This is a genomic window from Actinoplanes sp. CA-051413, from assembly GCF_050955795.1.
Classification (GTDB): domain Bacteria; phylum Actinomycetota; class Actinomycetes; order Mycobacteriales; family Micromonosporaceae; genus Actinoplanes.
Map to the genome: position 1 here is coordinate 5,069,303 of NZ_CP192100.1, position 22,390 is coordinate 5,091,692.

Here is a 22,390-nt window from a genome sequence, read left to right on the forward strand (position 1 = left end):
CATTCACCGTGGGGGTTGACCGCCTGGGTGAGAATCGCGACCGTGACCGCCCGGATCCTGGTAGCCGACGACGACCCGAAGCACGCCCAGCTCATCCGCCTGTACCTGGAGCGTGAGGGCCACCACGTGCTCACCGTCGGCGACGGGCGGGCCGCCCTGGAGCAGGCCCGGGCCCGCCGGCCGGACCTGCTGATCCTGGACGTCATGATGCCGCTGGTCGACGGGCTCGACGTGTGCCGGATCCTGCGGGCCGAGTCGTCGTCGATCGCCATCCTGCTGGTGACCGCCCGCTCGTCGGAGAACGACATGCTGCTGGGCCTGGACATCGGCGCCGACGACTACCTGGCCAAGCCGGTCAGCCCGCGGGAACTGACCGCCCGGGTCCGGGCCCTGCTGCGCCGGATCGGCACGGCCGACGGGCAGTCCGCGACCCTGCGCGTCGGTGATCTCGAGGTGGACGCCGGCCGTTTCGAAGTCCGGGTCGGCGGGGCCACGGTGCACCTGACCGCCAAGGAGTTCGGCATCGTCGAGCTGCTGGCCCGCGAGCCCGGCCGGGTCTTCACCCGGGGGCAGATCATCGACCGGACCTTCGGCTTCGAGCAGGACGTCTCCGAGCGCACGGTCGACGCCCACGTGGTCAACCTGCGCCGCAAGATCGAGAACGACCCGGCCGAGCCCCGCTACGTGCAGACCGTGTACGGCCGCGGTTACCGGATGGCCGAGCGATGAGCTTCCGGCTGCGGATCTTCCTGCTGGTCATGGTGGTGGCCGTGACGGCGATCGGGGCGACCGCGTGGCTGACGCTGAGCCTGACCTCCCGGGCGTTCAACGAGGCCCAGGACAGCGCGGACCGGCACCGCTACGAGATCGCCGACCAGGTGGCCCGCTACGGCCTGCTGCACGGGCGGTGGCCCGGCGTGGACGCTCTCGCCGCCGATCTGTCCCGGCAGACCGGCCTGCACATCCGGCTGATCACCCTGGACCAGACGGTGCTGGTCGACACGGACAACCTCGCCGGCCGCGCCGCCGGCCCGGTCCGGCCGGGTCCCATGCTGATCGATCCGCGCCCCCAACTGGAGTCGTGGTCCGCCTACAGCGACAGCCGGCCGGCGCGGTCCGCCGCCCTGATCGCCAAGGGCGTCGCCGGCACCGCGATGCTGGCCGGCCCCCTGTTCGAGCCGCCCCCGGACGACGTGCTGGCCCGGACCCCGGTCGCGGGAACGCTCCGCCAGCTCGCCCAGTACCGGGCGGCGCTGGTCGCCGTGCGGTGCATCGCCGACGAGAAGCCCGGCACCGAGGCGGTCCTGCTGACCGACCGGGCGCCGTATCTGACCGGGCGGCAGCTCGCCGAGCACTCCGGGTGCGTGCGCAAGGCGTCGGAGCTGGTGCTGGAGAACCGCAGGCGCATCGACATCGACCTGCTGACGTATCGGCAGTGCAGCGCGCCGGAGGCGCCCGACGAGGACCGCAACTGCGCGGCGACCACCTTCAACGACCGGGCCGGGGTGTCGGCCGCGTTGCCGCTGCAGCTCTATCTCGGCGCGTCCGGCGAGACCGACGTCGGGCAGCTCGGCCGGCCCGCCGCCTTCGGCGTCGCCGGCCTGATCGTGGTGGCGCTGATCGGCACGGCCTGGATCGCCCGCCTGGTCAGCCATCCGGTACGCCGGCTCACCGAGGCCTCGCGGCTGCTCGCCGGCGGCCGGCTGAACGTGCGGGTGCCCACCTCCGGCCGCGGTGAGCTGGCCCGGCTGTCGCAGACGTTCAACGCCATGGCCGAGGCGGTGCAGCGCAGCGAGGAACGCCAGCGGCGGCTGGTGGCCGACGTCGCGCACGAGATGCGTACGCCGTTGTCGAACCTGCGCGGCTACCTCGAGGGACTCTCCGACGGGGTGGTCGAGCCCAGCCGGGAGCTGTTCGTCTCGCTCCACGAGGAGACCATGCTCCAGCGGCGCATCCTGGACGACCTGCAGGTGCTGGCCCTGGCCGAGGTCGGCGACCTGCGCTACGCCAAGGGCCCGATCGACCTCTCCGACCTGGTGCAGGTCGGCGCGACCGTGCACCGGGCGGTCGCGGCCGAGGCGGGCATCGCGCTGACCGTGGACGTGCCGGCCCCGGTGTGGGTCGAGGCGGACCCGGACCGGCTGCGCCAGGTCCTGGGCAATCTGCTGACCAACGCGGTGCGCTACACCGACACCGGCGGCCACGTCCTGGTACGCGTCCGTGAGCGCGGCGCGGAGGCCCTGCTGACCGTGCGCGACACCGGCGTCGGCATGACCCCGGAGGACCTGTTGCGCGTCTTCGACCGCTTCTGGCGGGCCGATCCGGCCCGGCAGCGAGCGACCGGCGGCACCGGGCTCGGCCTGACCATCGCCCAGCGAATCGTCCGCGACCACGACGGCTACATCGAGGTCACCAGCGAACCCGGGGCCGGCACCACCTTCACCGTGTGCCTGCCGCTGCGCCTGACCGCAGGGGCCGGCGCCGACCCGCCGTCGCTCAGTGCGGGCCCACCGCCGTGATCCGGATCGCCGCGGCGCCGAGCTCGTCGCTGGCCGCCAAGTCGACCTCGGCCTCGATGCCCCAGTCGTGGTCACCCTCGGGGTCCTCGAAGACCTGCCGCACCTTCCACACCGTCGGCGTGGTCTCGATGTGCAGCAGCGCCGGCCCGCGCGCCGAGGGCCCGGTGCCGACCACCGGATACTCGGCGTAGTAGTCCTCCAAGGCCTCGATCCAGCGATCGGTGTTCCAGCCCGACTCGGCGTCCAGCTCGCCCAGGTCCTCGGCGCGGCGCAGGGCGAACAGCTCGACCCGGCGGAACATCGCGTTGCGCACCAGCACCCGGAACGCCCGCACGTTGCGGGTGACCGCCGGCGGCTTGTCGTCCAGCGGCGACACCTCGACGATCTCGGCGCCCGGGTTGCGCAGCCGCTCCCACTCGTCGAGCAGGCTGGAGTCGACCTGGCGGACCAGCTCGCCCAGCCACTCGATCAGGTCGGTGAGCTCCTCGGTGCGGGCGTCCTCGGGCACGGTCTGGCGCAGCGCCCGGAACGCGTCCGCGAGATACCGCAGGACCAGGCCCTCGGAACGGGACAGGCCGTAGTACGAGACGTACTCGGTGAAGGTCATCGCGCGTTCGTACATGTCGCGGACGACGGCCTTGGGCTTGATCTCGTAGTCGGCGACCCACGGGTGCCCGCCCCGGTACGTCTCGTACGCGCCCTCCAGCAGCGGCAGCAGCGGCTTGGGGTAGGTGACCTCCTCGAGCAGCTCCATCCGCTGGTCGTACTCGATGCCCTCGGCCTTCATCGCGTTGACGGCCTCACCCTTGGCCTTGAACTGCTGCGCGGACAGCACCTGGCGCGGGTCCTCCAGGGTCGCCTCGATGACCGAGACCACGTCCAGCGGATACTCCGGCGACTCCCGGTCGAGCAGCTCCAGGCAGGCCAGCGCGAACGGCGACAGCGCCTGGTTGAGCGCGAAGTCGATCTGCAGGTCCTCGGTGAGGCGGTAGCGGATGCCGTCGTCGGTCTCGACCCGCTCGATGACCCCACCGGCCAGCAGCGCCCGGGCGATCGCCAGGGCCCGGCGGATGTGCCGGCGCTGCGCGGCCGGCTCCTCGTGGTTGTCGGTGAGCAGGTGCCGCATCGCCGTGAACGGGTCGCCGCCGCGGACCAGCACGTTGAGCAGCATCGCGTGCGACACCTGGAACGACGAGGTCAGCGGCTCCGGGTCGGCGGCCATCAGCCGGTCGAAGGTCGGCTGGCCCCAGCCGATGGTGCCCTCCGGCGGCTTCTTGCGGACCACCTTGCGGCGCTTCTTCGGGTCGTCGCCGGCCTTGGCCAGCATCCGTTCGTTGTCGATGACGTGCTCGGGCGCCTGCACGATGACCGTGCCGAGGGTGTCGTAGCCGGCCCGCCCGGCCCGCCCGGCGATCTGGTGGAACTCGCGGGCCTTGAGCAGCCGGGTACGGACCCCGTCGTACTTGCTCAGGCCGGTGAACAGCACGGTCCGGATGGGCACGTTGATGCCGACGCCGAGGGTGTCCGTACCGCAGATGACCTTGAGCAGGCCCGCCTGCGCGAGGGTCTCGACCAGCCGGCGGTACTTGGGCAGCATGCCGGCGTGGTGCACGCCGATGCCGTGGCGCACCAGCCGGGTCAGGGTGCGCCCGAAGCCGGCGGTGAACCGGAAACTGCCCAGGGCCGCAGCGATCGCGTCCTTCTCGGCGCGGGTGCACATGTTGATGCTCATCAGTGACTGGGCGCGTTCCAGGGCGGCGGCCTGGGTGAAGTGCACGATGTAGACCGGTGCCTGCCGGGTGGTCAGCAACTCCTCGATGGTCTCGTGCAGCGGGGTCACCGCGTACTGGAAGACCAGCGGGACCGGCCGCTCGGTGTTGCTGACCACGGCCGTGGGCCGGCCGGTGCGCCGGCTCAGGTCGTCGACGAAGCGGGTGGTGTCGCCCAGGGTCGCCGACATCAGGATGAACTGGGCCTGCGGCAGCTCGATCAGCGGCACCTGCCAGGCCCAGCCCCGGTCGGGCTCGGCGTAGAAGTGGAACTCGTCCATGACGACCTGGCCGACGTCGGCGTCGGCACCCTCGCGCAGCGCCAGGTTGGCCAGGATCTCCGCGGTGCAGCAGATGATCGGGGCGTCCGCGTTGACGCTGGCGTCGCCGGTGAGCATGCCGACGTTGTGCGCGCCGAAGGTCTTGCACAGGGCGAAGAACTTCTCGCTGACCAGCGCCTTGATCGGCGCGGTGTAGAAGGTGGTGCGCTTGTCGGCCAGGGCGGCGAAGTGCGCGCCGGTGGCGACCAGGCTCTTGCCCGAGCCGGTGGGGGTGTTGAGGATGACGTTCGCCCCGGTGGCGATCTCGATGAGCGCCTCCTCCTGGTGCGGGTAGAGCGTCAGTCCCTGCTCGCTCACCCAGCTCTGGAAGGCGTCGAAGACGGCGTCGGGTTCGGCGGTGCCGGGCAGGCGGTCGGTGAGCGTCATGATGTCCCCACCCTATCCGTCGCGCATTTCCCAGCACCGTGGCCGGGCGCGACGCGCGCCCGGCCACGGAAGGGGACCCTGCTGTGGAGTTGCGGCCGATCCGCTAGACGCCGAACGCCGAGTAGATCGGGCCGGCGACGCTGCCCGCGAGGCCGATGACGGCGGCGACGACGGCGATGGTGGAACCGATTCGAAGGCGCATTCCGGGAGCTCTCTGTTGGTCTTGGATTTTTTCAGGGCTTTCAGGAGGTGCGGTGGTGGCCTCGCACGACCGAGATTGCGCCCCGCCGGGTGCGGAACGGGACACACCGGGTTGCCGATCGGTTGCAGAATGTATCGACACCGTTCAATGCCCCTGATCTTCGGAGGTCCCGTGAAAGTCCTCGTCGTCCTCGCCGCCGCCCTCGTGGTCACCACCGGCGGCGCCCAGGCCCCGGTCGCGCCGGCCCCCTGCACTGCGCAGGTGCAGGTCAACCCCAGCTTCGAACGTGGGACGGTGGGCTGGACCGCCGGCCCCCGCATGGTGGTGCTGGGCACGCCGGAGCGCCCGGCGCACACCGGCCGGGCGTACGCGACCTTCGCCGGCCTCGACGTCACCCGTACCGACCTGCTGCGCTCCACGGTGACGATCCCGGCCGGCTGCGGCCTCGACGTGAAGTTCTTCGCCCGGGCCAGCTCCACCGAGACCAGCCGTAGCGACTACCTCAACATGGGCCTCGGCGTGTCCGGCGAGCCGCCCAAGACCCGCTTCTCGTTCGCCTTCGACATGCGGACCGACTGGCAGCAGTACGGCGCCGTGGCCTCCGTCGCGGCCACCGAGCGCACCGCGACCATCACCTTCGTCAGCAGCGAGTCCGCGGGCGGCGGCGTGACCACCTTCGACGTGGACGACATCACCGCGACGCTGCACCCATAGGCAGCACGCTGAACATGTAGCAGCCGTAGGCCACGTTGCGGCTGTGCACCAGCACCACGCCCGGCTCGGCCAGCACGGCGGTGAGCGCCGCCACCGGATCACCACCGTCGTGCTGCCGGCTGGCCGGATGGATCCGCCCGGCGCTGTCGTAGGCCCGCAGCACCTGCGGACGGCCGTACCAGTCGCCCGGATAGGGCAGGTCGTCCGCCGGCCCGCCGCAGGGTGCGGCGTGGGCGAACACCGCACCCTTCTCCAGGTACGGCGACACGGGCAGCGGCGGCTCGTAATTGAACAGCAGAAGTCCCTCACCGGCAGCCGCGTCCCGCAGGCAGCACCGCAGCGGCTCACCCCCGCCCGCACAGTGCCGTTCGGCCGCTCTCCCGGCCCGGGCCTCGTCGAGCACGGCGGGGGAGAGGGCGCTGATCCGGTACGCAATGGTCGTCGTCATGACCTCATCCTGCTGCGCCGCCCGGCCGCTGGTCTGGCGGTATTCGGACGCCCGCCTCGCGCGCACACTGGAGGCCATGGACGTCGTGCTGGCCCCGTTCACCCGGGAGTTGCTGCCCGCCGTACAGCCCTGGTTCGAACACCCGGAGGTGGTCCGGCGGCTGGGCGGCCCGCAGTGGCCGGTCCGGAACCTGGAGCTGGCCGGCACGGGCCTGGGCGAGACGTTCCGGGGCCGCCGGGTGCTGCGCGACCACTCCTGGGTGGCGTACGACTCGTCCGGGGCGGTGGTCGCGAACATCGGCGGGGAGGTGTACGACCGCTGGTGCCGGTATTCGGAGGGCCCGGACGGCGCGGTGATCGAGGCGGTGGAGCCGGGCCTGAGCATGGGCCTGGCATACGTCGTCGATCCGCGGCGGTGGGGGCAAGGCTTCGGGACGGCGGCGCTGCTGGCGGTCATGGCCGCGCCGGAGGTGGCTGACGTGGTGCTGTTCGCGGCCGGTGTCGAGCCGGACAATGCGGCCAGTGTGCGGTGCGCGGCCGCGGCGGGCATGCGCCCGGACCGCTCGGAGCCGGACCGGGAAGGCTTCGTCTACTACCTCCGCCGACGTTATCTCTTCACCGGGGCCAGGACGCAAGCCGCTCCCGCACCGCCTGGACCTGCTCCGGGGTGAGCCCGTAGACGGCGAACCGAGCGTCGTCGAGCCGGTCCAGATACCGTCCCGCGTCGGCCACCTCGTCGTCGTCCAGGCCGGGGTCCAGCGCCCGGGCCAGCTCCAGCACCCGCGCGAGCGAATACCGCTCCAGCGCGGCCGCCACGTCGATGTAGTCGCGCACCTCGCGCCGGTTGACCAGCGCCGCGACCTTGGACGCGACCAGGTCGTCCAGGTGCATGACCGGGCCCACGTCCATCACCACCGGGGCCCGGCTGCGGTCCAGCCGGGTCAGGGTCAGCCGCAGCGCGCGGGTGCCGTCGGCCACGTGGTATTCGCGCAGGTCGTCGTCCATGCCCTCGAAGAGCTCGTCGGCGACCTCACGGAACACCTGGTAGCCGGCGTCGGTGAGGGCGGCGGTGACCTGCCCGGCGGCGGCCTCGACGGCGCCGGCGGTGTCGGTGAACAGGTCGATGTCCTCGGTCGGGCGTTGCACCAGGCCGTTGACCAGCCAGGCGACACCGCCACCGAGCACGAAGCCGTGCTTCTCCCCGACGGTCAGGGCGATGGTGGCGACGTCACGGTAGAAGTCGTCGATGTTCCCGCTCACCCCGGGGAGGCTAGCGGACCGGCACGCCGGGGCCGGGCTCGGCGCGCTGCCGACGCGGGATGAGGCGACCGGCCGCGCGGTCCGTCATTTAGCGGCTTGTGCGAATGTTGGTTCACCGGCCGACCGTCGCGGCACTGCCTCCGCCACCATGCCAGCATGACGCCCATGTCCGTGTTCCGACGGGCCGCCGCATCTATCCGCGCCCTTGCGACGACCGCTCCGCTGGTCCGGCATATCGGTCGCCCTCGGACCCCTTGGACCAAGAGTGACGTCGTTGCCGTGGTGAGCGTCGTTGTCGCTGCCACGGCGATTGTCGTGCCCACGGTGCTGAGCCGGCAAAGCAACGAGGTTGCCTCGTCCGCCTTGGACCAGGCGCGCCGGGCCAACGACATCGCCGCCTCCGCGCAGGTGTTACGGCCGGGCCTCCAGATATCGGCGAAGGCTGCCTACATCACAGACGGCATCAGCGGCACGAGCACCGGCGGCGTCAGCGAGAGTGGCGCCGATCCGGAGAGCCCTGCGCCCCAGAACGACCTCCCGGGACCGAAGATCGACATCACGCTGTCCAACAGCAGCACCGGCGCATCTCTAGTAGCGGCGGCGGTGGTGGACGTCTCCGTCGCTCAGCACCTCGAACGCTGTTTCGCCATCGGCGGTTCAGTGGTCGTGTCCGCTGACTACGACGTCCGGATTCCGAACCCTCCGCCGCCAGCTCCGTTCATGGTCACCCGGGACATGAGGTTCGAGGTTGAGTCCGGGAGGCACGACAGGTTCACCTTGACGATAGGCCCCACGCCCGTGGGGGAGGGCGAGGCGCCCATGCTGGTCGTGGCCGCGGTGACATTGGTCCATGACGGCGGGTCGCGACTAGCAGCCGGGACCTTCGCGTTGGTGGACAGCGGATATGGCGCGTTCTATGCCCTGCCCGACGGCACATGGGAAGTTCCTGCCGTCGACAGCGTGACGCAGACAGAAAAGGAGTGCCTACGGCGTAACGAGGCTGCCGTACAGCAAGTCGTCCGACGGCCCGAGATCACTGTCTCGAGAGAGCTGGCCACCTTGGAGAAGGCGCTCCGCGTGTTCTGAGCCTGCCGCCTTACGTCGCGTGCGGACTCAGGCGGCCGCGGCCCGGCGCAGCATCGGGTGCCGAGCCTCCCAGGCGGCCCGCACCCCCCGAGGCAAATTGAGCTCCGCCCAGACCCGCACCAGCGTCGGCCCGTGCAGATAGCTGCGCAACTCGTCCACCCGCACAGCCTCACGCAGCACGTTCTCGTACATCCACAGCAGCATGGTCGGCTGGTCCAGGTCGAACGTGCGCACCGGATTCCACCACAGCCGCAGCGGTAGTTCGACCATTCCGTGGGCCGGGCCGGTCAGCTCGCCGAGGGTGCCTGCCACGAGCACCGGCCGGTGGGGCCGGGCGAGGTGGACCGCCGGAGCATCAGGCGCGGTGGTGGGCATGGGACCAGGGTAGACCGCCGACCCCGCCGAAGGATAACTCCTAGAGTCCTAGGATGCCTTAGGCGCAGTGCGGCACGCCGCACCAGACACAGAAACGACCGCCTGCGGCGGACGACGAAACTAAGGAAGGCGGGTACGGACGACCAGCTGGTGCAACGCCTCAACGGCATCCCGGTCGGCTTGCTCCGGCAACGTGGAAGCGTCCCGTGCGGCTTCCAACTCGCCCCGCAGCCGGGGGATGTCCCGCGCCAGATCGGCCCGGACCGCCGAGGGGAACGGCCCGTGCTCCGCCTCGCGCTTCCGGCCGATCAGCTCCGGCACGTACGCCAGGCCGGTGCCCAGCAGACCCAGATCCGTCTCCAGCTCGCCGGTCCGCATGAGGTGCACCCCGGTGAGCAGCACCCGCAGCGTGTACAGCGCCGGCTTGAGCTCGCCGGTGCGGTCGAAGAGCCGTTCCTGGGTCGCCGCGAAGCCCAGGTAGTGGTGGGCGTGATGGCGGGTGATCAGGGCCGGGGCCAGCGCCTTCAGCTCGGCGTGCACCGGGGAGGTGGTGACCACCAGCGGGGACAGCAGCTGTTCCAGTACGTAGCCGTTGCGGCCGGTGAGCAGGCGGGCGAACTTGAGCAGGTCGTGGCTGACCACGTCGAGCTCGACGCCGTCGCGCCAGCCGTCGGACTGCAGGGTCTCCGGGCCGGTGCGCAGGCCGACGACCTCGGCCGCCGGCAGCAGGTGGGCGGCGCGCAGGTCCAGGTCGGAGTCGGCCGACGCGAAGCCGTACAGGTGGGCGCCGCTCACGGTCGCGAAGATCAGGGGATAGGGCAGGTCGGCGGCGACCTGGCCGGCCCAGTTCGGCACGTCGATGGTCATGGCAGACCCCTTTCCCGTACGGCATAGAGCAGCGCGTCGACAGCAGCCCGGTCCGGCGTTTCGGGCAGGGCGGTCCGCGCGGCCGCCGCGTCCAGGTCGGCCAGCAGCTCGCCGGCCCACGCGGTCACCGATTCCCACGGCACGTCGCCGTTCTTGACGGCCAGCAGGCGTTCGCGCAGGTGTGACACGTCGACGAGCACCTCGCCGGTCCGCAGCACGTGGGCGCCGGCCAGCAGCAGCCGGATCATGTGCATGGTCTGTTTGTGGTTGGTCTCGCCGGTGCGCCGGCGCCGGGAGTCGACGCGTTTGAGCTGGTCACGGGCGTACGCGCCGTACGTGTCGGCGACGCGCCGGGACAGGAACGCCTGCCGGGTGGCCAGCAGATGTTCGCCGTCGGCGGTGACCGCGGTGATCAGGGGTGACCAGAGCACTTCGAGCACGGTCGGGTTGCCCTGCAGGGCCAGGGTGCAGAAGCGTTCGATCTCCCAGGAGAACTGTTCCTCGGCCGGGCCGTCGAGGTGGGTCGGTGGCTTGTCGAGGTGCCAGAACATCGCGGTGGGGGCGGCGTACACGCCTCGGCGGTCGTGGTCGGAGCCCGGGCCGGCGAGGCCGTACGCGCGGGAGCCGACCACGACCGCGAGGATCGTGTGTTCGGTGACGAGGGTGGTCACAGGTCCAGGCTGGTGCCGTCGATCGCCTGCAGGTCGTCGTCGCTGAGGTCGGGCTTGTCCAGGGCGGCGACGTTGGTCTCGAGCTGTTCGACGCTGCTGGCCCCGATGATCAGGCTGGTCATCCGCTGGTCGCGCAGGGCCCAGGCGAGGGCCAGCTGGGCCAGGGACTGCCCGCGCCGCTTCGCGATGTCGTTGAGGTTGTGGATGCGGCCCATGGTGGCCTTGTCCAGGTCGCTCTCGTTGAGGAAGACGCTGGTGCGCACGCGGGAGTCGTCGGGGATGCCGCCGAGGTAGCGGTCGGTGAGCAGGCCCTGCTGCAGGGGGCTGAAGGCGATGCAGCCGGCGCCGACGGCTTCGAGCGTGTCGAGCAGGTGGTCCTTCTCGATCCAGCGGTTGAGGATGGAGTAGGACGGCTGGTGGATCAGCAGGGGTGTGCCGAGTTCCTGCAGGATGGCGGCGGCGCGGGCGGTCTGTTCGGCGTTGTAGTTGCTGATGCCGACGTAGAGGGCCTTGCCGGAGCGGACGACGGCGTCGAGGGCGCCCATGGTCTCTTCCAGCGGGGTGTCCGGGTCGGGGCGATGGTGGTAGAAGATGTCGACGTAGTCGAGGCCGAGGCGGCGCAGGGACTGGTCCAGCGACGAGACCAGGTATTTGCGGGAGCCCCACTCACCGTAGGGGCCGTTCCACATGTGGTAGCCGGCCTTGGTGGAGACGACGAGTTCGTCGCGGTGGTGGCGGAAGTCGGTGGCCAGGATGCGGCCGAAGTTCTCCTCGGCGCTGCCGGGCGGCGGGCCGTAGTTGTTGGCCAGGTCGAAGTGGGTGACGCCGAGGTCGAAGGCGCGGCGGGTGATGTCGCGCTGGCGTTCGATCGGGCGGGCGTCGCCGAAGTTGTGCCACAGGCCGAGGCTGATGGCGGGCAGCTTGAGCCCGCTGCGCCCGGCGCGGCGGTAGGTCATGGTGTCGTAGCGGTCTGGCGCCGCGGAGTAGGTCACACACCACACCCTAGGGACACATGATCGAAACGTGCGCGCTGGTAGGTTCGTAGCAGCCGTACACCGCGCGGGAGAGACCATCTCGGTGGCGCCGAAGGGGCAAATCCTCCCCGGAACCTCTCAGGCAAAAGGACCGCGTAGGTAGGCGACTCTGGAGTGCCCTGTGGGTATGACAGAGGGGGAGGTTGCTGCCGTCGACCTCTTTCTCCCCGCAGGAGCCGCTATGACGTTCGCTGACCGCCACATCGGCCCGGATGCCGATGCGCAGACCCAGATGCTCAAGGCGATCGGGTATGCCTCCCTCGAAGCGCTGATGGATGCCGCCATTCCGGAGGTGATCCGCTGGCACGGGTCGCTGGAGCTGCCGGCTGCCGCTTCCGAGGAGGAGGCGATCGCGGAGCTGCGGGAGATCGCGGGCCGTAACACGGTGGCGACCTCGATGATCGGGCTCGGCTACTACGGCACGTTCACCCCGGCGGTGATCCGGCGCAACGTGCTGGAGAATCCGGCCTGGTACACGGCGTACACGCCGTACCAGCCGGAGATCAGTCAGGGCCGGCTGGAGGCGCTGCTGAACTTCCAGACGATGGTGACCGATCTGACCGGCCTGACCACGGCGAACGCGTCGATGCTGGACGAGGGCACGGCGGTGGCCGAGGCGATGACGCTGGCGCGCCGGTCGAGCAAGAGCAAGAGCCCGGTGTACGTGGTCGACGCGGACACGCTGCCGCAGACGCTGGCGATCCTGCGGACCCGGGCCGAGCCGCTGGGTATCGAGATCGTCCTGGCCGACCTGGACGCGGGTGCGGAGCTGCCGGCGGAGTTCTTCGGGCTGCACGTGCAGTATCCGGGCGCTTCGGGCGCGGTGCGCGATCACGCGGCTTTGGTCGAGGCGGCGCACGCGGTGGGTGCGCTGGTGACGGTGGCGGCGGACCTGCTGGCGCTGACGCTGCTGCGGGCGCCCGGCGAGATCGGGGCGGACATCGCGGCGGGCACGACGCAGCGTTTCGGCGTACCGCTGGGCTTCGGTGGCCCGCACGCCGGTTACCTGGCCGTGCGCGCCGGGCTGGAGCGCTCGTTGCCGGGCCGGCTGGTCGGGGTGTCGCGGGACGCGGACGGCGCACCGGCTTACCGGCTGGCGCTGCAGACGCGTGAGCAGCACATCCGGCGGGAGCGGGCGACGAGCAACATCTGCACCGCGCAGGTCCTGCTGGCGGTGATGGCGAGCATGTACGCGGTGTATCACGGTCCGGCGGGGCTGCGGGAGATCGCCCGGCGTACCCATGAGCGGGCCGGTGCGGTCGCGGCCGGGCTGGCCGCGGCCGGGGTGGAGGTCGCGCACGCCGCGTTCTTCGACACGGTGACCGCGGTGGTGCCGGGCCGGGCGGCCGAGGTGGTCGCGGCGGCCGAGGGTGCGGGGATCAATCTGCGGCTGGTGGACGCCGACCGGGTGTCGGTCGCCTGTGACGAGACGACGACGCCGGCGCACGTCGAGGCGGTGCTGGCCGCGTTCAATGCGGCGCCGGCTCCGGCTGCCGGGGCGGCGTTGCCGGCGGGTCTGGAGCGCACCACCGACTATCTGACCCACCCGGTGTTCTCGGCGCACCACTCGGAGACGGCGATGCTGCGGTACCTGCGCAAGTTGTCGGACCGCGACTACGCGCTGGACCGGGGCATGATCCCGCTGGGCTCGTGCACGATGAAGCTGAACGCGACCACCGAGATGGAGCCGGTCAGCTGGGCCGAGTTCGCCAACATCCACCCGTACGCGCCGGCGTCGCAGACGGCGGGCTACGAGGCGCTGGTGGCTCAGCTGGAGGGCTGGCTGGCCGAGGTCACCGGGTACGACGCGGTGAGCGTGCAGCCGAACGCGGGTTCGCAGGGTGAGCTGGCGGGTCTGCTGGCGATCCGGGGCTATCACCGTTCGCGGGGCGAGACCCACCGTGACGTGTGCCTGATCCCGTCGAGTGCGCACGGCACGAACGCGGCCAGCGCGGTGATGGCGGGCATGCGGGTGGTCGTGGTGGCCTGCGACGAGAACGGCAACGTGGACCTGGGTGACCTGGCGGCCAAGATCGAGAAGCACGCGGACGCGCTGGCGGCGATCATGGTGACGTATCCGTCGACCCACGGTGTCTACGAGAAGGGCATCGCGGAGTTGTGCGGCGCGGTGCACGACGCGGGCGGTCAGGTGTACGTCGATGGGGCGAACCTCAACGCGCTGGTCGGTTTCGCCAAGCCGGGCAAGTTCGGCGCGGACGTGTCGCACCTGAACCTGCACAAGACGTTCTGCATCCCGCACGGCGGCGGTGGCCCTGGGGTGGGCCCGGTCGCGGTGCGCGCGCATCTGGCGGAGTTCCTGCCGGGTGACCCGCTGGAGCCCGGTGAGCACCACGCGGTGTCGGCGGCGGCGCACGGCTCGGCCGGGATCCTGCCGATCTCGTGGGCGTACCTGCGGATGATGGGCCCGGAGGGGCTGGCCGCGGCGACCGGGGTGGCGGTGCTGGCGGCGAACTACGTGGCGGCGCGGCTGCGGGAGCACTACCCGGTGCTGTACGCCGGCAACGAGGGCCTGGTCGCGCACGAGTGCATCCTGGACCTGCGGCCGCTGACCAAGGCGACGGGTGTGTCGGTCGACGATGTGGCCAAGCGGCTCATCGACTACGGCTTCCACGCGCCGACGATGTCGTTCCCGGTGGCCGGGACGCTGATGGTGGAGCCGACCGAGAGCGAGGACCTGGCCGAGCTGGACCGGTTCTGCGACGCGATGATCGCGATCCGGGCCGAGATCGAGCGGGTGGCGGCGGGGGAGTGGCCGCGGGACGACAATCCGCTGCACAACGCCCCGCACACGGCGGCGGCGGTGACGGCGGACGAGTGGCAGCACGCGTACCCGCGGTCGCTGGCGGGTTTCCCGGCCGGGGTGGACCGGACCTCGAAGTACTGGCCGCCGGTGCGGCGCATCGACGGGGCGTACGGGGACCGGAACCTGGTCTGCTCGTGCCCCTCGCCGGAGGCGTTCGAGGACTAATGGCGGGTCCGTCGCGGGTCGGCCGGGGGTGGTGCTTCCGGTCGGCCCGCGGGCGTGTCGCAGGTCTCTCAGGCCGCCAGGGCGTGCACGGCCGGTCCGCGGTGTGGTGCGATCGTCCTGCCGTCGGGCAGCAGCTCACCGGTGTCCTCGAAAACGATGACACCGTTGCAGAGCAGGCTCCATCCCTGCTCGGGGAAGGTCGCCACGATCCGGGCCGCTTCGCGGTCGACGGCTTCGGCAGAGGGGCAGGACTTCTGGTGCTGGCACATCGGGTGTCTCCGGTAGGGGGTTGTGTCGTGCTTCACATCAACGGGGCGGAACACTACTCCCATCCGAACGAATCCGGATCTCGTGAGTGACGGCGCCCCATTGAGAGAATCCACTGTTCTGATGTTCCACGGCAGAGCCGCCGCCGACCACTTTCCGACACCCGGGCGGGGTCCTCAACCGGGTTCTCCGGCGTCCTGCCAGGGCCGTCACGGTGAGTCATACCGTTTCGAGTGGTCGGTGGGTGATGGCGGCGACCCCGCAGAGCTTGTCTCGGCGTTCCTCGAAGGCAACGGACTGCCGGTGCGAGACATCGGCCGAACGGCCACCCAATTTCACCCGACCGGCGTGGGAACCCCATGTGGCGCAACACTGTACGTGTCCGCGTCGGCCGGTTCGGTGATCATCGGCGGGCCTCCCGGAGCGCCCTCTCCGGTCCCCGGGATCCCGGATGTGGTGGCCGTCGTGCACACCCACCGCGACCCCACCGAGCCGTCACCCTCCGTCATGGGAGCGTGTGCGATCGGCTCCGGCAATTCGGGAGGTTCCGCAGCGGGTGCACGCCCGGACGAGTGGCGGCTGGGTCCGTGGCACGACAGTTGGAGCCGGGCCGAGCACGCCGCCGCGGTCACCGCCGTCCGGGCCGCGATCGGGCGTGGCGATGTCTATCAGGTCAACGTCGTGGGGCATGCCTCAGCGCCGTACACGGGTGATCCGGGGCCGGCCCTGGCCCGGGTGGCCGCTCTGCCCGGCGCGCGCTACGGCGGCGTGCTGAGCGGCGACGGCTGGGCCGTGGCGACGGCCACGCCGGAGACGCTGGTCGAGGTCCGCGGCGGCCGGGTGATCACCCGGCCGATCAAGGGCACCCGGCCGGCCACCGAGCAGGGCCACCGCGAGCTGCTCGCCTCGGCCAAGGAACGCGCCGAGCACGTGATGATCGTCGACCTGGAACGCAACGACCTGGCCCGCCTCGGTGTGGGCGCGGTCCGGGTGGACGAGCTGTTCGCGGTGCGCCGCTGGTGCGAGCTGTGGCAGGCCGAGTCGGTGGTCTCCGCCCCGATCGAGCAGCCGGTGGGCCTGCCCGAGCTGCTGCGGGCGTTGTGCCCGGGCGGCTCGGTGACCGGCGCGCCCAAGCACGCGGCGCTGCGCGAGATCGCCCGGCTGGAGCCGGTCGGCCGCGGCGTCGCCATGGGCGCGCTGGGCTGGGTCGGCACCGACCACGTCGACCTGGGCTTGAGCATCCGTACGGCGGCCGTCGACGGTGAACGGGTGCATCTGTGGGCCGGCGGCGGCATCACCATCGACAGTGACCCGTGGGCGGAGGTCGACGAGGCGGCGGCCAAGGCGGCCCCGATGCGCGCCGCGCTGGCCGGTCCCTGAGCCGCGCGCCCTCTTCGCCTAGGTTGAGGCCATGACTGTGCGACCCATCCGTTTCTACGGCGACCCGGTGCTGCGGACCCCCGCGGCCGAGGTAGTCACGTTCGACGACGACCTGCGGGCGCTGATCACCGACCTGGAGGACACCGTGCGCGAGCCCGGCCGGGCCGGGGTCGCCGCCCCGCAGATCGGTGTCGGCCTGCGCGCGTTCTCGTACAACGTCGACGGCGTGGTCGGACACCTGATCAACCCGGTGCTGTCGGAGCCCGACGGTGAGCAGGACGACGACGAGGGCTGCCTGTCGCTGCCGGGTATGGAGTATCCGACCCGGCGCGCCTGGTCGGTGACCGCCACCGGCGTCGACCAGTTCGGTGAGCCGCTGACGATCAAGGGCACCGGGCTGCTGGCCCGGGCGTTGCAGCACGAGACCGACCACCTCGACGGCCGGCTCTACATCGACACGCTGACCGGCGACGTCCGCCGCCAGGCCCTGCGTGAGCTGCGCCGCGGACCGCGGGCGGCCCGCCGATGAGCGCGCCGGACCCCACGGTGCCGGACACCACCCGCCTGGCCGCCGCGTCGCTGGCGGCCGGTGATCCCACCGGCTGGTTCGAGCAGCTGTACGCCGAAGCCGGCGCGGGCACCGCCGAGGTGCCGTGGGACGTGCCGCGGCCCAGCAAGCTGCTCGCCGAGTGGGTCCGCGACGGCTCGGTCACCGGCGCCGGCCGCCGCGCCCTGGTCGTCGGCTGCGGGCTGGGCCGCGACGCCGAGTTCCTGGCCGGGCTGGGCTTCACCACCACGGCGTTCGACATCTCCGCCACCGCCGTGCGCACGGCCCGCGAGCGGCACCCGGACTCCCGGGTCGAGTACGGCGTGGCCGATCTGCTGGACCCGCCGCCGCAGTGGCGCGGCGGCTTCGACCTGGTGTGCGAGAGCAACAACGTGCAGGCCCTGCCCCAGCCGGTCCGGGACCGGGCGATCGCCAACATGGGCCCGCTGGTCGCGCCCGGCGGCACCCTGCTGGTCCTCGCGGCCGCCGCGACCGGTACGGACACCGACGGCCCGCCGTGGCCGCTGACCCGCGCGGAGATCGACGCGTTCGCCACCCCGGGCCTGACGCCGGTTCGGGTCGACGAGATCGCTGACCCCGACGACCCGCTGATCAGGCGCTGGCGGGCGGAGTTCCGAGCCGGCTGATGACCTCGGCCAGGTCCGGCGGGTCCAGCCCGGCCAGGCCGCTGAGCTCGGCCGGGCTCAGCCAGGCGTGCCCGGCCAGGCTGAGCTGCTCGTCAGGCATGAGACCGTCGCGGGCCAGGGGCGGCCGGGCGACGTGGTAGCGGGCCAGGAAGAACTCCTCGGGCCCGCGGAAGTGCTGTCCTTTCCACCGGAAGTCCCGCAGCACGGTCACCGACGGCCCGGTCACGGCGGCCGGGTCGAGCCCGGTCTCCTCGGCCAGCTCCCGGCGGGCCGCGGCCCGGAAGTCCTCGCCGGGCTCGACGCCGCCGCCGGGCGGCTCCCACACGTCGTGGCCGTCGACCGGGTCCCGCCAGTGCAGCAGCAGGATGCGGCCGTCCGCGTCGACGCAGACGACCCGGGCGGCGCGGCGGTGGACCGGGTCCATGTCAGAGCACCTCGAATCGTGGCGGTGGGTGGCGCAGGAAGTCGTGGTGGGAGATGTCCCAGCCGTACGCGCCGGTGCGCGCGAAGACCAGCACGTCGCCGATGCGCAGCCGGTCCACGGGCTGGTCGCGGGCGAGGACGTCACGCGGGGTGCACAGCTCCCCGACGGCGTCCACGGTGACGTCGGTGACCTGCGGGCGGGGCCACTCGTAGGGCCAGTCGTCGACGGGCAGCACGGTGAACGGGTGGCTGTAGCCCCAGGCGGCGGGCAGCCGGAAGTGATGGGTGCCGCCGCGCAGCACCGCGAACCAGCGGCCGTGGGTGTGCTTGAGGTCGAGGACCTCGGCGGCGTACCAGCCGGCGTCGGCGGCCAGGATCCGGCCGGGCTCGACGATCAGTTCCACGCCGGCCGGCACCGTCAGCCCGGCCAGCCCGGCCCGCAGCTCACCGAGGTCGATGGTGGCGTCGCTGAGGTAGTCGACGCCCAGGCCGCCGCCGACGTTGACCAGCCGCAGGTCCAAGCCGTGCCGGGCGGCGGTGGCCACCGACCAGTCCAGCGCCTCGGCGACGAATCGGGCGTGGGCGGCGGCGTCCAGGTTGTTCGACACGGCGTGCAGGTGGAAGCCGATGATCCGGACCGAGGTCAGCGGCAGGGTCAGCACCCGGGCCAGTTCCTGCTCGTCGACACCGAACGGGGTGGGCGTACCCGTCATGGCGTGGCTGCCGGGCAGCGCGGCCTGCGCGCGGTTGACCCGTACCGCCGCGTCCACGACCGTCCCGGCCGCCCGGGCGGCCCGGTCCAGGCGCCGCAGCTCGTGGCCGCTCTCCACGTTGACCTGCGCGCCCGCGGCCACGGCCGCGGCCAGCTCGGCGTCGGTCTTGCCCGGCCCGCCGAAGACGATCCGGCCGGCGCCGGCCGCGACCGCCAGCTCGAGCTCACCGCCGGAGGCGACCTCCAGGCCGTCGCAGGCCGCGCCGAGGGTACGTACGACCGCCGGGTGCCCGTTGGCCTTCACCGCGTACAGCAGGGTCGTGCCCGTCGGCAGCGCGGCCCGGAGTGCGGCGGCCCGCTCCCGCAGCGCGGCCGTGTCGTAGACGTAGGCGCACACCGGCCGCGGCAGGGCCCGCAGCGCGGTGGCGACGTGCTCAGGCGCCGGCATGCAGGGGATTCTCCACCGGCAGGTACTCGTCGCCGCCCCCGGCCAGGCGCATCCGCACCAGCGCCTTGTGCGGCACGGTCGGCGCAGTGAACGCGGCGTGGTCCTGCGCCGCGAGCTCACCCGCCCCGGCGTAGGTCTCGTCGACGACGGCCCGCACGATCCGCCACGCGGCGTCCTCGTCCAGCCCGTGCGACTCACCGAGCCGGATCACCAGCTCACCCAGATGCGCCTGGAACGCCGTGTAGCCGATCTTGGCGCGCAGCACCGCGGCATCGTCCGTCCCAACCACCGAACCGGGCCACAGCGTCACGTCGTGCCCGGCGGCCGCCAGCCGGCCCGGGTGCAACCGCAACCCGGCGAAGTCCCGCACGGCGAGACGCTGCGGCACCCCGCCAGCGAACGTGGGCAGGCAGTTCTGCAGGTGCGCCTCCAGAGCCACCCCGCGCAGCGTCAGCCGCAGCAGCGGCGGCACGACCAGCCGCGTGTACGCGTCCAGGAACGCCGCCGCCGCGCCCGCGTCGTCGCGTCGTCCCGTACTCGTGGCGAACTCGGCCACCAGCGCGGCGGCGACGAACGGCAGCGCCCCACCCGGCACCGCCTGCTCGCCGGGGCGCAGCCGCCCGGTGAGACCGTCGCGCATGATCGCGGCCATGTCCCGCCCCGACCCGGCCGGTACGGCCGCCCCGGCGGTCTCGGCCATCAGCAGCAGCCGGTCCGCGGCCGGGTCGTCGGCGACGAGCCGGTGCAGCAGCACGGACACGGCCGGGCCGTTGCGGGTGCTGGCCACGCTGATGCTGCGCCGCGTCGAGGTGACCTGGATGTCCAGCGACACCTTCACGTACCGGCGGGTGCCGTCCGCGGCGACCGGCAGCAGCAGCGTCCGCAGCGCGGCCGTCGGGATCGCGTCGAGCTCGTCGTCCAGGATCCGCAGCGCCCCGCTGTCGAGCAGGTCGCGGTAGCGCGACGGCAGCACGGCGTCGCGCTGCCAGGCGTGCACCGGCTGCAACCGGTAGCCCGCCGGCGCGTGCGGCAGCTGCGGATACACCTCCCGCAGGGCGGTGCCGACGTCGTCGCCCAGGTGCAGGTCGTCGCGGACGGCGATGAACCCGAGCCGGGTGTGCCCGGCCTCCAGATCGTGGGCGAGCACGTCGCTGGTGTCCCAGCCCAGCCGGGTCCGCCCGCACGGGTGTAGGTTGTGCCCGGCGACGGCGAGCCGTTCCCCGGCGACCGCGGCGTGGTCCGGATCGGTGGCGGGCGTGTGCGCGTGCCGGGCCATGGCCACGGCCAGGTTGACCACGGCGTTGCGCAGCTCGGCGGCGAACCCGGCGGCGTTGCCCGGCAGCCGCTCCGGCAGCAGGTCGGCGGGATCATCGGCGCCCGCGGTGGAGTACTCGACGCGGTGGAAGGCGTGCATCCGGTCGCCGGGCGCGGCCGGCACGATCCCCTCCCGGACCAGCGCGCCCCGCAGCCGCCGCCCGACGACGTCGGCCGCCTCGGGCAGCGCGGCGGTGAACCCGTCACTGAGCTGCGGTGCGTGCACGGCCAGCGCCGCGCCGGTGTGGGCGGCGGTCATGGCGAGCCGCCGGGTCGCCAGGCTGCGTGTCATGCCCCCGCCATCGGATTGTCGTGGGTGGTCCAGAGGTCGTCGAGCGGGTCGTCGGCCAGCCGCATCGCCGTGGTCGCCTTGACCGGCAGCGGGTCGCTGAGCAGCCGAGCCGCGTCGCTGGTCGCGGTGCCCCGGATCGCGGCGGCGGTGGCTGCCCAGAGCCGTTCCGGGTCGGCGCCGGCGCGGGCCAGCGCGGCGATGAGCTGCCCGGCGACCGTGCCGAGAACGGCGGCGGCCAGCTTGGTGCGCAGCACGTCCGGGTCGTCGGTGGGCAGGTCACCCTCGACCGGCGGTGCCTCGACGCCATGGGCGCGCAGCCGGCGGGCGCTGACCCGGACACCACCCAGGTCCCGGTAGACGATCCGGGACGGCCGGCCGCCGTCGAGGACCAGCAGCGTGTTCTGCCCGTGGGCCTCCAGCGCGACGCCGCGATCCAGGACGGTCAGCAGCGGCGGCAGCAGCAGGTGCACGAGGTCGTGCCACCACGCGTACGGGTCGGTGGCCAGCCCGGGCAGCAGCTCCGGCAGGGCACCCAGCGGCAGCACGGTCTCGGTCGCGGTGATCCGCGGGGCCTGGCGGCGCAGATAGGCGAGGTGGCGCTGCGGCCGGCCGTCGATCAGGACCGCGCCGGCGGCGGTCTCCCGCAGGACGGTCAGGGGCAGGTCGGCGGTGAGGGTGGCGAGCAGATCGGACAGTCGCGGGCCGTTGTGGATCGCGGCCGGTGAGACGGTACGCACGGCGGAGGTCATCTGGATGTCGACGGCGGTCTTGAGATGGTCGGCGCCGGACAGGGGAGCGACGGTGCGCAGAGACATGAGGGGGCGGACCGGCTCGGTCTCGCCGGCGTCGGTCAGCCAGGGGTAGCGGGCGGTGAGGCGTTCGGCCTGCCAGGGGTGGGCGTGGAGGAGTGGTGGGGTGTCGCCGTACCAGCGGTCGGGCGGGACGGCGAGGCGGCGCAGGCGGATGACGGGGCGGTGCTCGGGGGCGTAGGCCAGGACGTCGGCGACGGTCATGCCGCCGCGGGCACGGGTGCAGGGGTGCAGGGGGTGGCCTTCGAGGACCCGCTGCTCGAGGCGGCCCAGGCCGTCGGGGTCGCCTTGGGCTCTCTTGAGGTCTTGCGAGGCGGGGGTGGGTGGGGGATCGGCGTAGGCGAGGGCCAGGTTGGCGACGCTGTTGTCGAGCTCGTGGGCGAGGCGTTCGGTGTGGGGGCCGAGGTTCAGGACGCGCAACAGGGTGGCGGGGTCGTCGTAGGCCTCGTCCGGGCGGCCTCCGTCCTGAGTGAGCCAGGCGGTGAGGCCGGGTTCGGGGGTGGCGAAGGGGAGGGTGGCTGCGGTGGGGGCAGTCAGGGTGCGGCCGTCGGCGAGTTCGACGTGGTGTGCACGGTGGGTTACGCCGGGGAGCGGTTCGTGGTGCAGGGCGTTGAGGAGGCGGGCCATGATCTCGGCTCGGGCCGCTGGGAGGGCCGCGTCGTAGGCCGCTACCAGGTCCGGGCGGTGTTTGTGCAGCTCGGTGCGCGTTCGGGTGGGGTCGGCGGTGTGCCCGTCGGGTGGTGCTGGGGTGGTCGGTGGTGTGGGCACGGGTCATATTCTCCGGCAGTCGGCTTGTGGGGGTCGGGCCGGGCCGGCCATCTAACATCCTAGGATGCCTTACAGGGTGTGCGCTCGATCGCTCGCGCACGGCTGTTCCAAACCAAAAAGGAATCAACGACTGACCCTGATTT

21 protein-coding genes and 1 riboswitch are annotated in these 22,390 nt (G+C 72.3%); of the genes, 9 read left to right on the plus strand and 12 right to left on the minus strand.

From position 1 onward, the window contains the following. The first annotated feature begins 33 nt into the window (after window positions 1–33). Complete coding sequence (locus ACQP2Y_RS23915; RefSeq protein ID WP_433732049.1) at window positions 34–729, plus strand: response regulator transcription factor; 696 nt, start codon at window positions 34–36, stop codon at window positions 727–729. After that, complete coding sequence (locus tag ACQP2Y_RS23920) at window positions 726–2,519, plus strand: sensor histidine kinase (RefSeq protein ID WP_433717006.1); 1,794 nt, start codon at window positions 726–728, stop codon at window positions 2,517–2,519. The genes ACQP2Y_RS23915 and ACQP2Y_RS23920 overlap by 4 nt, the downstream gene beginning before the upstream one ends. Here ACQP2Y_RS23920 and ACQP2Y_RS23925 read toward each other — a convergent pair. Further along, the gene (locus ACQP2Y_RS23925; RefSeq protein ID WP_433717008.1) at window positions 2,497–4,995 is read right to left on the minus strand and encodes a DEAD/DEAH box helicase; all 2,499 of its coding nucleotides are present in this window, start codon (window positions 4,993–4,995) and stop codon (window positions 2,497–2,499) included. The genes ACQP2Y_RS23920 and ACQP2Y_RS23925 overlap by 23 nt on opposite strands. Before the next feature lie 373 nt (window positions 4,996–5,368). Here ACQP2Y_RS23925 and ACQP2Y_RS23930 point away from each other — a divergent pair, with 373 nt between their 5' ends. Beyond that, window positions 5,369–5,911, plus strand: coding sequence for a hypothetical protein (locus ACQP2Y_RS23930; protein WP_433717010.1), 543 nt, complete (start codon window positions 5,369–5,371; stop codon window positions 5,909–5,911). Here ACQP2Y_RS23930 and ACQP2Y_RS23935 read toward each other — a convergent pair. Next, a complete protein-coding gene (locus ACQP2Y_RS23935) occupies window positions 5,889–6,359 on the minus strand; it encodes a DUF1203 domain-containing protein (protein ID WP_433717012.1) in 471 nt (156 codons plus the stop codon). The genes ACQP2Y_RS23930 and ACQP2Y_RS23935 overlap by 23 nt on opposite strands. On the opposite strand from ACQP2Y_RS23935, the gene ACQP2Y_RS23940 reads away from it, so the two are divergent. Beyond that, window positions 6,358–7,029, plus strand: a complete 672-nt coding sequence (locus ACQP2Y_RS23940; RefSeq protein WP_433717014.1) for a GNAT family N-acetyltransferase — start codon at window positions 6,358–6,360, stop codon at window positions 7,027–7,029. The two genes, ACQP2Y_RS23935 and ACQP2Y_RS23940, sit on opposite strands and share 2 nt — an antisense overlap. Here the strand turns inward: ACQP2Y_RS23940 and ACQP2Y_RS23945 are convergent. Continuing rightward, on the minus strand, window positions 6,974–7,618 hold the full coding sequence (locus ACQP2Y_RS23945) for a nucleotidyl transferase AbiEii/AbiGii toxin family protein (RefSeq protein WP_433717016.1): 645 nt from the start codon (window positions 7,616–7,618) through the stop codon (window positions 6,974–6,976). The two genes, ACQP2Y_RS23940 and ACQP2Y_RS23945, sit on opposite strands and share 56 nt — an antisense overlap. 156 nt (window positions 7,619–7,774) lie before the next feature. Here ACQP2Y_RS23945 and ACQP2Y_RS23950 point away from each other — a divergent pair, with 156 nt between their 5' ends. Beyond that, entirely contained in the window at window positions 7,775–8,704 is a 930-nt protein-coding gene (locus tag ACQP2Y_RS23950) for a hypothetical protein (protein WP_433717018.1), read from the plus strand. 27 nt (window positions 8,705–8,731) lie between these two features. On the opposite strand, the gene ACQP2Y_RS23955 is transcribed toward ACQP2Y_RS23950, so the two are convergent. The 4 genes from ACQP2Y_RS23955 to mgrA form a co-directional block, all read right to left on the minus strand. Continuing rightward, window positions 8,732–9,079, minus strand: coding sequence for a hypothetical protein (locus ACQP2Y_RS23955; RefSeq protein WP_433717020.1), 348 nt, complete (start codon window positions 9,077–9,079; stop codon window positions 8,732–8,734). Window positions 9,080–9,199: 120 nt separating this feature from the next. Next, entirely contained in the window at window positions 9,200–9,946 is a 747-nt protein-coding gene (locus ACQP2Y_RS23960) for a nucleotidyltransferase domain-containing protein (protein ID WP_433717022.1), read from the minus strand. Then, complete coding sequence (locus ACQP2Y_RS23965) at window positions 9,943–10,617, minus strand: nucleotidyltransferase domain-containing protein (RefSeq protein ID WP_433717024.1); 675 nt, start codon at window positions 10,615–10,617, stop codon at window positions 9,943–9,945. Before ACQP2Y_RS23965 ends, ACQP2Y_RS23960 begins: the two co-directional genes overlap by 4 nt. Further along, the gene (gene mgrA / locus ACQP2Y_RS23970) at window positions 10,614–11,573 is read right to left on the minus strand and encodes an L-glyceraldehyde 3-phosphate reductase (RefSeq protein WP_433732051.1); all 960 of its coding nucleotides are present in this window, start codon (window positions 11,571–11,573) and stop codon (window positions 10,614–10,616) included. Before mgrA ends, ACQP2Y_RS23965 begins: the two co-directional genes overlap by 4 nt. Before the next feature lie 94 nt (window positions 11,574–11,667). Then, a riboswitch (glycine riboswitch) is annotated at window positions 11,668–11,755 on the plus strand. A gap of 77 nt (window positions 11,756–11,832) precedes the next feature. Here mgrA and gcvP point away from each other — a divergent pair. Next, window positions 11,833–14,640, plus strand: coding sequence for an aminomethyl-transferring glycine dehydrogenase (gcvP, locus tag ACQP2Y_RS23975; protein ID WP_433717026.1), 2,808 nt, complete (start codon window positions 11,833–11,835; stop codon window positions 14,638–14,640). A gap of 68 nt (window positions 14,641–14,708) precedes the next feature. On the opposite strand, the gene ACQP2Y_RS23980 is transcribed toward gcvP, so the two are convergent. Next, a complete protein-coding gene (locus ACQP2Y_RS23980; RefSeq protein WP_212986528.1) occupies window positions 14,709–14,909 on the minus strand; it encodes a DUF5999 family protein in 201 nt (66 codons plus the stop codon). A 121-nt stretch (window positions 14,910–15,030) separates the two neighbouring features. On the opposite strand from ACQP2Y_RS23980, the gene ACQP2Y_RS23985 reads away from it, so the two are divergent. The 3 genes from ACQP2Y_RS23985 to ACQP2Y_RS23995 are packed head-to-tail and all read left to right on the plus strand — an operon-like array spanning window position 15,031 to window position 17,481. Then, entirely contained in the window at window positions 15,031–16,287 is a 1,257-nt protein-coding gene (locus ACQP2Y_RS23985; protein WP_433717029.1) for a chorismate-binding protein, read from the plus strand. A 31-nt stretch (window positions 16,288–16,318) separates the two neighbouring features. Next, window positions 16,319–16,816 (plus strand): peptide deformylase, encoded by a 498-nt coding sequence (locus ACQP2Y_RS23990; RefSeq protein WP_433717031.1) that lies wholly within the window; start codon window positions 16,319–16,321, stop codon window positions 16,814–16,816. Beyond that, window positions 16,813–17,481 (plus strand): class I SAM-dependent methyltransferase, encoded by a 669-nt coding sequence (locus ACQP2Y_RS23995; protein ID WP_433717033.1) that lies wholly within the window; start codon window positions 16,813–16,815, stop codon window positions 17,479–17,481. The genes ACQP2Y_RS23990 and ACQP2Y_RS23995 overlap by 4 nt, the downstream gene beginning before the upstream one ends. Here ACQP2Y_RS23995 and ACQP2Y_RS24000 read toward each other — a convergent pair. The 4 genes from ACQP2Y_RS24000 to ACQP2Y_RS24015 are packed head-to-tail and all read right to left on the minus strand — an operon-like array spanning window position 17,447 to window position 22,247. Continuing rightward, window positions 17,447–17,905, minus strand: coding sequence for an NUDIX hydrolase (locus tag ACQP2Y_RS24000; RefSeq protein WP_433717035.1), 459 nt, complete (start codon window positions 17,903–17,905; stop codon window positions 17,447–17,449). The two genes, ACQP2Y_RS23995 and ACQP2Y_RS24000, sit on opposite strands and share 35 nt — an antisense overlap. Before the next feature lies 1 nt (window position 17,906). Further along, entirely contained in the window at window positions 17,907–19,064 is a 1,158-nt protein-coding gene (locus ACQP2Y_RS24005; RefSeq protein WP_433717037.1) for an alanine racemase, read from the minus strand. Further along, window positions 19,051–20,670, minus strand: a complete 1,620-nt coding sequence (locus ACQP2Y_RS24010; protein WP_433717039.1) for an IucA/IucC family protein — start codon at window positions 20,668–20,670, stop codon at window positions 19,051–19,053. Before ACQP2Y_RS24010 ends, ACQP2Y_RS24005 begins: the two co-directional genes overlap by 14 nt. Beyond that, on the minus strand, window positions 20,667–22,247 hold the full coding sequence (locus tag ACQP2Y_RS24015; RefSeq protein ID WP_433717041.1) for an IucA/IucC family protein: 1,581 nt from the start codon (window positions 22,245–22,247) through the stop codon (window positions 20,667–20,669). The genes ACQP2Y_RS24010 and ACQP2Y_RS24015 overlap by 4 nt, the downstream gene beginning before the upstream one ends. Between the last annotated feature and the right edge of the window lie 143 nt (window positions 22,248–22,390).